The 11,693-nt window shown below is 64.9% G+C and carries 12 protein-coding genes; 9 read left to right on the forward strand and 3 right to left on the reverse strand.

Features of this window, described 5'->3' with window-relative positions; genetic code table 11:
* Window positions 1-38 precede the first annotated feature (38 nt).
* From JYK05_RS22540 to JYK05_RS22575, 8 genes are all read left to right on the forward strand, one after another.
* A complete protein-coding gene (locus JYK05_RS22540; protein WP_241270041.1) occupies window positions 39-359 on the forward strand; it encodes a DUF2946 domain-containing protein in 321 nt (106 codons plus the stop codon).
* Window positions 360-461: 102 nt separating this feature from the next.
* On the forward strand, window positions 462-1,358 hold the full coding sequence (locus tag JYK05_RS22545; RefSeq protein ID WP_206469908.1) for a hypothetical protein: 897 nt from the start codon (window positions 462-464) through the stop codon (window positions 1,356-1,358).
* A 76-nt stretch (window positions 1,359-1,434) separates the two neighbouring features.
* Window positions 1,435-1,749, forward strand: coding sequence for a copper resistance protein CopC (locus tag JYK05_RS22550; protein WP_371826479.1), 315 nt, complete (start codon window positions 1,435-1,437; stop codon window positions 1,747-1,749).
* A gap of 673 nt (window positions 1,750-2,422) precedes the next feature.
* Window positions 2,423-2,767, forward strand: coding sequence for a PleD family two-component system response regulator (locus JYK05_RS22555; protein WP_175942543.1), 345 nt, complete (start codon window positions 2,423-2,425; stop codon window positions 2,765-2,767).
* A gap of 67 nt (window positions 2,768-2,834) precedes the next feature.
* Window positions 2,835-3,512: an SDR family NAD(P)-dependent oxidoreductase gene (locus tag JYK05_RS22560; RefSeq protein WP_206470527.1), complete on the forward strand. Its 678-nt coding sequence runs from the start codon at window positions 2,835-2,837 to the stop codon at window positions 3,510-3,512.
* A gap of 225 nt (window positions 3,513-3,737) precedes the next feature.
* On the forward strand, window positions 3,738-5,738 hold the full coding sequence (locus JYK05_RS22565) for a TonB-dependent siderophore receptor (protein WP_206469910.1): 2,001 nt from the start codon (window positions 3,738-3,740) through the stop codon (window positions 5,736-5,738).
* Window positions 5,739-5,821: 83 nt separating this feature from the next.
* Window positions 5,822-6,262 (forward strand): YfiR family protein, encoded by a 441-nt coding sequence (locus tag JYK05_RS22570; RefSeq protein WP_206469911.1) that lies wholly within the window; start codon window positions 5,822-5,824, stop codon window positions 6,260-6,262.
* Window positions 6,259-8,202, forward strand: coding sequence for a bifunctional diguanylate cyclase/phosphodiesterase (locus tag JYK05_RS22575; RefSeq protein WP_241270042.1), 1,944 nt, complete (start codon window positions 6,259-6,261; stop codon window positions 8,200-8,202). The genes JYK05_RS22570 and JYK05_RS22575 overlap by 4 nt, the downstream gene beginning before the upstream one ends.
* A 147-nt stretch (window positions 8,203-8,349) precedes the next feature.
* On the opposite strand, the gene JYK05_RS22580 is transcribed toward JYK05_RS22575, so the two are convergent.
* The 3 genes from JYK05_RS22580 to JYK05_RS22590 form a co-directional block, all read right to left on the reverse strand.
* Window positions 8,350-8,805: a carboxymuconolactone decarboxylase family protein gene (locus tag JYK05_RS22580; RefSeq protein ID WP_175942551.1), complete on the reverse strand. Its 456-nt coding sequence runs from the start codon at window positions 8,803-8,805 to the stop codon at window positions 8,350-8,352.
* A gap of 24 nt (window positions 8,806-8,829) precedes the next feature.
* Window positions 8,830-9,246 carry a cupin domain-containing protein gene (locus JYK05_RS22585; protein WP_175942553.1) on the reverse strand — a complete coding sequence of 139 codons (417 nt, stop codon included), beginning with the start codon at window positions 9,244-9,246 and terminating at the stop codon, window positions 8,830-8,832.
* 107 nt (window positions 9,247-9,353) lie between these two features.
* Window positions 9,354-10,766 carry a PLP-dependent aminotransferase family protein gene (locus JYK05_RS22590; RefSeq protein ID WP_206469912.1) on the reverse strand — a complete coding sequence of 471 codons (1,413 nt, stop codon included), beginning with the start codon at window positions 10,764-10,766 and terminating at the stop codon, window positions 9,354-9,356.
* Window positions 10,767-10,932: 166 nt separating this feature from the next.
* On the opposite strand from JYK05_RS22590, the gene JYK05_RS22595 reads away from it, so the two are divergent.
* On the forward strand, window positions 10,933-11,592 hold the full coding sequence (locus tag JYK05_RS22595; protein WP_206469913.1) for an HD domain-containing protein: 660 nt from the start codon (window positions 10,933-10,935) through the stop codon (window positions 11,590-11,592).
* Window positions 11,593-11,693: the final 101 nt, after the last annotated feature.

Here is an 11,693-nt window from a genome sequence, read left to right on the forward strand (position 1 = left end):
GGACCATTGGCACACTGTTGGGATTGCTTGCAATCCTGATGGCGTCGCTCGCCCCGACCGTTTCGCAGACGCTCGCCGCGTCGCACCACGAGCACGCGACCGCCGACATGGACTGTTCCATGCCGGAAATGCAACATGCGCCCGCCGGGAAGTCGCACGACGGCACGTCGATGTCCGACGGGCAGGCGTGCGGCTATTGCGGCCTCTTCGCGCACATGCCTACCGTGCCGATTGCGCAAAGCCGTTTTGCGCTGACGGTCGAGGCCATCGTCCATCAGGCGGCGACGCGCTTCGAAAGCGTTCGGCTCGTGGCGCACGTATCGCCGTCGCAGCCTCGCGCGCCTCCTGTCTTGTCCTGATGTGAATCTCATCGACGCGATGCGTGAAGCGCATCGCAGTGCCTCGCGCATCGGCTAACCGACGCGCGGCGGCATGACGACGACCTCATTCAAGGAGACGACATGCACGTCATCCCGACGCGCTGCGGGCATTCGCTGCCTGCGGCGTCAATCGCTTCGGCCATCGCGGCCGCTCTGCTTCTCTTGCCTGCTGTCGCCGGGGCGCACTCCGTTGCCGGCGATCGCATCTTCCCCTCGACGATGGCGGTCGACGACCCCGGCGTCGGCGACGAGGCCAATCTCCAGTTCGGGCACATTCGCGTGCCCGGCGACGACGGCGACCAGAGCATCAATACCTTCGAGTTCGAATACGACAAGCTGATTACGCCGAGGCTCGCGGTGTCGGTCGGCGGCGCGTACGCGATGCAGAACAATCCGACGGCGCACGGCTTCGACAACGTCGAGGTCGGACTCAAGTACCTTCTTTACGTCAACGAGGCGCACGAGTTCATGACGTCCGTCGGCGTCAGCGCCGAACTGGGCGGCACCGGAAGCCGGGCGATCGCGGAGAGCCATTCGACGATTTCGCCGACGCTTTATGCCGGCAAGGGCATGGGCGATCTGCCGGACTCGCTCGCGTACTTGCGTCCCGTGGCGATCACGGCGGAAGTCGGGCCCGCGCTGACCACGGGCTCGGGCCAGCCGAACGCCTTCAACTATGGATTCACGGTGCAGTACAGCCTGCCGTATCTTCAGCAGCACGTGCGCGACGTGGGCTTGCCGCAGCCGTTTTCGAACATCGTTCCGCTCGTCGAGATTCCGCTGTCGAGAAGCCAGGGGCAGACGACGGGCACGGTCAATCCCGGCTTCATCTGGATCAATCGCTACGGGCAGTTCGGCGTCGAAGCGCAGATTCCGCTCAACCGCGCGAGCGGCTCGCATGTCGGCATTCTGGTTCAGGCGCACATTTTCTTCGACGACGTCGCGCCGAGGACGCTCGGCAAGCCATTCTTCAAATAAGCGAGGCCGAAAAATGAGAAAACATCGAAAGGCCGGGCGGTGGCTCGCAAGCGGTGCAGCGTGGGCGGTCGGGCTGATGCTGTCCGGCGCCGCGTGCGCGCATGTGTTTCCGCAGAAGCAGGAACCGGGCGCGGGCGCGACGGTGGCTGCGCCGGCGCGCATCCGCATTGTCTTCGACGGGCCGCTCGAGCCCGCCTTCTCGACGCTGACCGTCACCGATGCAAGCGGCAAGCAAGTCAACACCGAGAAGTCGAAGGTGGATGCGCAGCAGCCGTTCATCGCCACGCTTGCGCTGCCGGCGTTGCCATCGGGGCGTTACACCGTCCACTGGGCGGCTGTCGCGGACGACGGGCATCGCACGCATGGGGATTACAGCTTCGAGGTGAAGTGATCCGCGCGGGGCTTGTGTGCGGTTTCGGGGCGGGCGCGGGGTGAAGCGCCGTCGCTGCCCGCGACTCGTGGCTCGCCGGATGCGCCGCCCGACGCGGGAAGCGGGGCATATCGCCGAGCCGCCACGCGCGCGTTGCTTGATCTAAGACGACCACGGCACGCGCCTCGCTTGCCGAGGCGGTCTACAACGCAGGCGGTGTCCCGTGGGCCGAGGCAGCGACTTTGCGGGCGAGGCGGCGCGTCGTGGTAGAACAAGCGCCGGCGCGCGCGGTGATGCGCCCCGCTGCCCGCGACTCGTGGCTCGCCGGACGCGTTGCTTGGTCTACGACGACCCCGCGCGCGCCTCGCTTGCCGGAGGTCTTCTACCGCGCAGGCTGCTCCGGGGCCGAGGCCGCGAACTGCGGGGTGAGGCGGCGCGTCGTGGCGGGACGAGCGCCGGCGGCCGCGGTCATTCACTTCGTTATCCCGCAGCCGAACGGCTGGAACGCGCCGCAAACCGCGCTCGGAACCGCCAACTCCGATTCCCTCGCGCCCGATGAAATCGGCCACGCCATCATCCGGCGCAAGCCGGTAGAGCACACGCATGCCGCGACGCGCTCGAAAGCCGCAAAGCGCCGCCGAGGTCGCGGCACAACGGTTGCGTAGGCTGAGACGACTTCTACGCCGGCGGCCTCATGACATGCGTTCTTCTGGTCGATGACGACACACTCTCCCTTCACGCGCTCGAAGCGGTCTTCGAGTCCCGCGGTTTCAGCGTGCTCCTGGCGCGCAACGGTGTCGACGCGCTCGCCACCGCCATTCGCGCGCTGCCGGACCTGGTCGTGACCGACTGGGAAATGCCGCTTTTCGACGGCGTGACACTGTGCGAGCGGCTTCGCTCCGTTCCCGGATTGGCGCGCATTCCTGTCGTTCTTACGTCCGGTAAACAGCGCCCCGCCGATGGCCCGCAAGCGTGGGACGTGTTCCTTCAGAAGCCGCTGGACTTGCGCCTGCTCGAACCGATCTTCCGGCGGTTCTAATCGAACGTTCGTCGCGTGCTCGATGTCCTGAAACGGAGAAACCGCCACGAACAGAACGGAAACGGCGCTGATCGTCGGCGCGGGGCCAGGTCTGAGCGCATCGCTGGCTCGGCTCTTCGCGAAAGAAGGCATGCAGGTCGCGCTGGCCGCACGCGATACGGCCAAGCTCGCGCCACTCGTCGATGAAACCGGCGCGTTCGCCGTCGCATGCGACGCGAGCGAGGCGCGGGACGTCGAGAGTCTCTTCGCGCAGGTGAGCGGCAAGTTGGGTGTGCCGGACCTCATCGTGTACAACGCGAGCGGCCGGTATCGCGCGCCCGTCGGACAGATCGACGCCAAAAGGCTCCGCGATGCGATCGACGTCACAGCCATAGGCGCGTTGCTCGTCGCTCAGGAGGCGGCCGTTGGCATGCTCGCACGCGGAAGCGGCTCCATCCTGTTGACCGGCGCAACCGCGAGCGTGAAAGGCCTGCCCGGTTCGACGCCGTTCGCGATGGGCAAGTTCGCGCTGCGCGGCATGGCGCAATGCCTCGCACGGGAACTGGCACCGAAGAATATTCACGTCGCGCACTTCGTGATCGACGGCGGCATTGCAAGCGGCGCGATGCAGCGCGACGTCGCGAATGCGCCCGACGCGTTGCTCGACCCGGACGCGATCGCGCGGGAATATCTTCACGTGCACCGGCAGCACCGCAGTGCGTGGACATGGGAGATCGAACTGAGGCCGTGGGTAGAACGGTTCTGAAGCCATGACCCACGCAGGATAAGCTCAGGTTCAGGGAAGAATTGCCGATACGAAACGGCCCGCGAGGCCACGCAGGCAATTCCGGCTAAAGCGCCCCTTCATCCTTGCCGATAAGAACGAACGGAAACGTTCATAAGAAAGCCGCAAGAGATGTTGATCCCCTGTGTCCCATCGCGACGCCCGTGCCTCGCCGCCGCGTCGCTGCCTCTGCTTGCCGGTGCGGTCATGGCCGCGGCACTGAGCGCCTGGACCTCGCCTGTTGGCGCCGCGTCTGCGGCGTCGCTGGCGGGCGCTTCCGCACAGGCCGACGGCGGCGCGGGCGATGACCTCGCGTCGATGCCGCTCGAATCGCTGATGAGCCTCACCGTGAGCGGCGCGACGCGCATCGAGCAGTCCGCGTCGAGCGCGCCTGCGGCCGTGATGGTCCTCACCGCGACCGACATCCGCGATTACGGCTGGCGCACGCTCGGCGACGCGCTCGCCACGCTGCCGGGCCTCTATGTCAGCTCGGACCGCATGTACTCGTATCTCGGCGCGCGCGGCTTCCAGCGTCCGGGCGACTACAACAGCCGCTTCCTGTTGCTGATCGACGGCATGCGCGTGAACGATGCCGTCTATGGCGAGGCGCCGGTCGGCCTGGATTTTCCGGTGGACATGGATCTCGTCGAGCGCATCGAATACATACCCGGTCCGGGATCGGCCGTGTATGGCTCGAATGCGTTGTTCGGCGTCGTCAACGTCATCACGAAGAAGGGCAGCGCAATCGGCGGCGCGCAAGTCGCGGGCGCGGTCGGCAGCTTCGGCGAGAAGGAAGCGCGCGGCACCTACGGCTGGCATGGCGCGAACGGCGCCGATCTCGTGCTGTCCGCCACGGCCTACGAGCGTCACGGACAAGACCTCTACTATCCGGAGTTCGATACGCCGGACCAGAACCACGGCATCGCGCAGAATCTCGACGGCGAGCGCAACCAGACGGTGTTCGCCAAGTTCGGCATGGGCGGCTTTCGCGTCAGCGCGGGTTATGGCAACCGGACGAAAGACGTGCCGGGCGCGCCGTATGAAGCCGTATTCAACGCGCCGTTCAGCGTGACTGACACGCGCTCCTTCCTCGATGCCACGTACACGCAGAACGTGCGCGAGGACATCGCGATCGACTACGAACTCTATGCGGGCCGCTACGACTACACGAGCCGCGAGTTGCAGGCGCCGGCTCCCGGAACCGCCAACGTCGACGGCGATCATGCTGCCTGGTATGGCGGCGATGTCCACGCCACCGTGCGCACCGTGCCGCGCAATCGCATCATGGTGGGCGTCGACTACACGATGAACGCGGCGCAGAATCAATGGAATTACAACGTCGCGCCGTACGCCAAACTGCTCGACGATCACCGCATGAGCCAGCGCGCGGGCTTCTATATCGACGATGAAATCAAACTCGCCGAACCGCTCACGCTCGATATCGGCGGGCGCTTCGACACGGAGACGCACGTGGGCGGCAACTTCAGCCCGCGCATCGCGCTCATTTGGCGGCCGACCGCGAGCGATACGCTCAAGCTGATTTACGGCGGAGCGTATCGCGCCCCGAACGCGTACGAGATGTACTACGCGATTCCCGGCGATGGCGGCCAGCTCGCGAATCCGATGCTGAAGTCCGAACATATCGACACGCAGGAGATCGTCTACGAACGCGCGCTCGGCAGCCTGGGGCGCGCGACCGTCACGCTCTTTCGCTATACGCTGCGCGATCTGATCACCGAGTCGATCGATCCCGACACGGGCCTCTATGTCTTTCGCAACGTCGATCGCGCGCAGGCACGCGGCGCAGAACTCGCGTGGCAGCAACAGTTCGCTTCGGGCGTGCGCGCCCGCGCGAGCTATTCGTATCAGTTCTCGCGCGATTCCATCAACGGCGGCGCATTGCAGAACTCGCCGCGCCACATGGGCAAACTCAATGTGAGCGCGCCGTTGTTCGCGAAGTGGGCGCGCGTGGGCGCGGAAGCGCAGTGCATGTCGTCGCGGCTCGCAGAAGCCGGTTCGGCTGGCGGCTACTGCGTCGCGAACGTGTCGGTTCATAGCCGCAAGCTCGTGCCGCGCGCGGACGTTTCCTTGTCCGTCTACAACGTGTTCGATCGCCGCTACGCCGATCCGGCCGGCCCCGGCTTCGCGCAGGACGTCATCGCGCAACAGAGCCGTACGTTGCTCGCCAAAATGGTCTACGGGTTCTGATGATGTGGATGCGTCGCTGCATAGCGTTGTCTCTCTGCGCGGCCGGATCGGTCGCGGCATGGCACGCGCACGCGCAGGCGGACATGCGTAAGCTCGAGAGCGCGTACATCTTCAACTTCACGCAGTTCACGCAATGGCCCGCCGATCGCATGCGCACCGGCGAGCTGCGCGTCTGCGCCAGCGCGCGCAGCTCGATGCGCGAGGCGCTCGCCGCGCTCAACGGACGCGCGGTCGGCGCGCGCGTGTGGCGCTTCATCACGCTCGCGGAAAAGCGCTTCGCCGATTGCGACGTGCTCGCTCTCGATGACGGCGACAGCGCGAACGCTGATGTTCGCGATGCGCTCGCAGCGGACGACGCGCTGCTCGTCGTCGCGGGCGTGGGCGCGACCCCGCCGGGCGAGCCGGTCGTCGCGCTCATCGCGCAAGACGATCATCTGCGCTTCGATATCAACAATACGGAGGCGCTGCGCCGCAAGCTCGTGCTCAGTTCAAAACTGCTGCGGCTGGCAAGGAGACTCAAGTGAGCGCCATCAAAATGCGCAGCGGAAGCACCGGCCGTCTCACGCTGCGCGCCAATCTGGTCAGCGTGGGCATCGCGCTCGTGGTCGCGAGCGTCGTGCTGCTGCTGTATCAGGCCGTGGCCTTTCGCAGCGCGCTTTACGACGACGCGTCCTTGCAAGCGTCGGTGATTGCGGAGAACGTGAGCGCGTCGCTGATGTTCGACGACGAAGGCTCGATGCAGGACGTCCTGCGATCGCTCGGCCGCGTTCCTTATGTCGAGACGCTGAGTGTCTACGAGAGCGATGGGCGGCTCTACACACGCTATGCGCGCGCGGGCATCACCCGCGAGGAACTGTCGGAAGGCACGCTAGAGTCGACCGAGCATCGCGACGCGCTTTCGCTCGGCGACGTTTTCGTGCGCGCGCCCATCGAACACAACGGCCATATCCTGGGACATGTGGTGCTCGTCGCGACGAGCGATCTCGTGCATCGGCACCTCGCGCAATACGCGTGCTTTCTCGGTGTTGCGTGTCTCGGCGCGATGTGGATTTCGACACTTGTGATGAACCGGATGCGGCGGCGCGTGAGCCAGGCCGAACGCGAACTGGAGCGCCTTGCCCGCACCGATCCGCTCACCAATCTGCCGAACCGTCGCACGTTCTATGAAACGCTGGAAGAGCGCGTGGCCAGCGCGAAGGAGCCGAGCCGCTATTTCGGCATCGTGTTGATCGACCTCGACGACTTCAAGACAGTCAACGACACGCTGGGTCACGGCGCAGGCGATGAACTGCTGCAGCACGTGGCGCGCGTGCTGAACGACACGGTGAGCGGCCGCGCCACCGTGAGCCGCATGGGCGGCGACGAGTTCGCGGTGACGCTCGAAAGCTCATGGAAGCGCACGGCGGTCGGGGAACTGGCGCGCGAGATCGGCACGGCGTTGTGCCGCCCGGCGACCTTCTTCGGCCGCGAAATCAACGTGACGGCGAGCGTGGGGTATGCGAGCTTTCCCGAGGCAGGCGACGACGGCGGCAGTCTTGTCACGAGTGCAGATATTGCGTTGTACGAAGCAAAATCGCTCGGGAAGAACACGGTGGTCGGCTTCTCGCCGGAGATGATGCACGCGGCGCAGCGGCGCGCGTATCTCGAAGCGGAATTGCGCAAGGCCGTCGACAGCGACGCGCTTGAACTCGTGTTTCAGCCGCAGTTCGACTGCCGCAGCGGCACGCTCGTGGGCGCGGAGGCGCTCGCTCGCTGGACGCATATGAAAGAAGGCGCGGTGTCGCCGGGCGAGTTCATACCGATTGCGGAAAATAGCGATCTGATCGTGCTGCTCGGGCGCTCCGTGCTGCAGCGCGCGTGCGTTGCCGCCGCGACGTGGAATGCCGGGTGCACGGGTATTGCCGTGCGCGTAGCGGTGAATGTGTCGGCGCGACAGTTGCGGCATCCGGCCTTCGTCGGCGACGTGATGGCGGCGCTTGCCACGAGCGGGCTCGCGCCGGCGCTGCTCGAACTGGAGTTGACCGAGAGCCATTTGATCGCGAATCGCGAGACAGGCATCGCCGTGATGAATCGTCTGCGGGCGGCGGGCGTGCTGCTGTCGATCGACGACTTCGGCACGGGCTATTCGTCGCTTTCCTATTTGCATGCGTTTCCGGTGAACACGCTCAAGATCGACCGGTCGTTCATCGAGCGGCTGCCGGAAGACGGTCAGCCGATCGTGACCGCGATCCTCTCGATGGCGCATAGCTTCGGCCTGGATGCGGTGGCCGAAGGAGTCGAAGATCCGAAGCAACTCGAATGGCTTATCGATGCCGGTTGCGATGTGGTGCAGGGATTTCTGACCGGGCGGCCGATGTCGTTGGAGCAGTTCCGTGAGTTGGTGGCGAGAGAGGGCGAGGAGAGCGTGCGACGACCATTCGGGTCCACGTGCGATGTGCAGAACGCTGGTCTTGTCGTTAGCTGACCAGCGCCTGCAATGGATCTTTTAGTTCGCGATGCGGATTGAAAAAACATCATGCCCGCGCGCCGCAGTGCCTCCGACATGTAACATGCGCCGCGCGGCCTATGCTCGACTTCACGCATTGTTATGGCGCGAAAACCCGCAGCGGCTTCATTGTTCCAGCACGGCCTGCGGCGTATTGCGAAAGCTGATCGCCAACCGGTTATAGGTGTTCATCAGGCTGATGGCGAGCGTGAGATCAACGAGTTCCCGCTCGTTGAACACGGCGCGCGCAGCGTCGTACGACGCGTCCGGCACGCCCGTCTGCGCCACCAGCGTGACCGATTCGGCCCACGCGAGGGCTGCGCGTTCGCGGTCATCGAAGAGATGGCCCGCTTCTCTCCATGCCTGCACCAGCGCGAGCTTTTCGATTTTCACGCCCTTTTTCAGCAGGTCGCGTGTGTGCATGTCGAGGCAATAGGCGCAGTTGTTGATCTGCGAGACGCGCAAATAGACCAGATCGACGAGAACCGGCGACAGGTCGCTCTGCATCACATATCCATAGACGCCGCCAAGGGCTTTGACGCCCGCGGGCGCAATCTGAACGTAGTCGAGACGCTTGCTCATGAGGTGACTCCTTGAAGGGGTGCGCTACTTGATGGGGGTGGTCAGCGCTTTATCATCGGTATCGGCGACGAAGACGGCGAGCAGCTTCGCAGGCTTCGTTTCGCTCGCATTGCGGCTTATGCGGTGAACCGAGCCGGGCTCCTCGAAGAAGCTTTCGCCGGCATGGTAGACGCGCTTCGGACCGTTATCGACTTGCGACTCGATCTCGCCCGATACAACGTACGCATAGATGAAAGCCGAGCCTGCATGCCTGTGCGCTGACGACGCCGCGCCGGGCGCGTAATCGACGACGACGGCGGTCAACGACTTGCCCGGAACGTTGGGAATGGCGTGCTGAAAGTTCGGCGTGACGGTCTCAGCCGCACCATGCGCCAGGGCCGGTACGGCGATGCCGAGCGCCATGGCGGCGCACGCGGCGCGCATGATGGATCGCATGTTCATGGGTGTTTGGCTCCTTTGTGTGTCTGCATTGTCGTGTGACGGGCGGACACGCAAAAGCACCAGGAATGGATATTTTCGATGCACCAAGAAGGCGGGTGTCGCTTTCGTCAGTGGCGCCCGCGAACAACTTCCAGCAAGCGGGAACAGTTGGCCGCGAGCGTTCTTTCGTCCAGATTGGTCACGCCGAGCAGAAGCCCCTGTCGACTCGGGTCGGTCGTGTACCACGGTGAAAGCGGGACCGGGGCCAGCCCGAAAACACGCGCGCGAGAAGCGATATCGATATCCGATACGCCGGCCTGCGAAAGCCCGGCCACGACGGTCATGCCCGCGGAGCCTTGCACGTCGATCGACTCCGAGCCCAGTTCCTTCAGACAACGCACGAGCGCTTCTTGCCGGCCCGCGTAAAGACGCTTCATGCGCCGGAGATGCCGAAGAAAGTGTCCGTCGTGCATGAACTCGGTGACCGCGTGCTGTACCGATGCAGCCGGCGCGGGCGAAAGGCACGCCGCGACATCGCCGAAGCCGCGCGCCAAGGGCTGAGGCACGACTAGAAAACCCAGGCGCAATGCCGGGCTGATGGTCTTGCTGAAGGTCCCGACGTGGAGCACGCGTGCGTTTCGGTCGAGCGAGGCCAGCGCCGGTGCAGCCCGTCCTCGCAACTGCAACTCGCCGAGATAGTCGTCTTCCACGACCCAGGCATCGTGGCGCTCGGCCCAGTCGAGCAGCGAGAGCCGTCGAGCGAGCGACATCGTCATTCCGAGCGGCGCCTGCTGGCCCGGCGTCACCACTGCCAGCGCGGCGGCGGGCGCGATGCGAATGCCCCTTTCGACATCGAGCCCTTCCGTGTCCACCGGCACGCCCGCCACGGTCATGCCGGCAAGCCCGAGGGCCGTGCGCGTGAGCGGAAAGCCGGGCTCTTCCATCCAGGCTTGTTTGCCTTCGATGCGCAGGCCGCGAATGGCTAGATTGAGCGCGCCGGCGAAACCGGCGGTAACGAACACCTGAGAGGGACTGCATAGCAGCCCGCGAGACACCGCGAGATACGACGCGATCTCCTGTCGCAGTTCGGGATCGCCGCGAGGGTCGGGATAGCCGACAGGAGCCGCAGCCGCCCGGCGCGCGGCGCGTCCCTGAATGCGTGACCAGAGTTTGAACGGAAACGCGTCCTGCGAGGGCACGCCCATCTGAAACGCGAGCGGGGCCGTGCTGAAGTCGTTGAACAGCTCTGGCAGCGGCGGCGATTCAGGCGACCATCCGGCCGTCGCCGGCGACGGTCTTGCCACGACTCGCGTGCCGGCCGCGCCCAATCCGACCGCGAATTGCTCGTCGATCAGACGTTCATAGGCCGCGCGAACGGTGCCTCGCGATACGCCGAGCTGGGCGGCCAAATCGGACCAGGAGGGCAGCCGTGCGCCGGCGGCAAGCTGACCCGACTCGATCGCATGGCGGATCGAACCATAGATTTGCGCGGAGAGCGGGAGGCCTCCGGCGCGATCGATTCCAATGGAAAGCGTTGCCATAGACGCGATAGTACAGTGGCTTCTAACGATCTTGGGCCTGTTCGATGACCCATGCGAAGCGTAACTTCACGGCTGTGGCGCCGCCAGTGAGTGCGGCGCGCGATGACCGACCGAATCAAAAGTGGCGTGCGATAGCAAGGCACGCTGTCATTCATTCGAGTAACCGATGAAGCCAGACAAAACCGGGCAGACGAAAGCCATGCTCGATATCGACATTCCCGACAGCCCGCTCGCGCGTGAGGCAGCCGAGCTCATCCGCGACACCGAGAGCGAATTGTTGTTCAACCACTCGACAAGGGTCTACTTGTGGGGCGCGCTGTTGGGCAAACGAAACGGTATCCGGTACGACGCGGAGTTGCTCTACGTTGCCGCGATGTTCCACGATATCGGGCTGACGTCGGCCTATGGCACAAGCCAGCTGCGTTTCGAAGTGGACGGCGCCAACGCCGCACGCGATTTTCTACGCAGTCATCGTGTTGACGAGGCTGACGTGGCGAAGGTGTGGACCGCGGTGGCGCTTCATACGACGCCGGGTATTCCCGAACATATGCACGGCGAAATCGCGCTGGTGCAGGCCGGGGCGGGAATGGACGTAGCGGGGCGCGGCTTCGATGCGTTCACGGAAGCGCAGCGCGCGGCGGTGGTCGCGGCGTATCCGCGCGGCGCCGACTTCGGCGAGAAGATGATCGATGCCTTCTACGAAGGGATGAAACACCGCCCGGGCACCACGTTCGGCACGTTCAACGACGATTTTCTCGCGCACAAGGACCCGAGCTTCGAGCGCGTGGACCTGTGCAGCATCATCCTCAATTCCAGGCTGCGTTGAAGGCGCGGACGGTTGTCACGAGCCGTCAACCTGCGTCTGATTGCCGAACGACCGTTTGCATCCATTGAGCCGGAATAAGCACTGAACGGCTGCGCACGGCA

The sequence above is a fragment of the Caballeronia sp. M1242 genome, from assembly GCF_017220215.1.
In the GTDB taxonomy this organism is placed as follows: Bacteria; Pseudomonadota; Gammaproteobacteria; order Burkholderiales; family Burkholderiaceae; genus Caballeronia.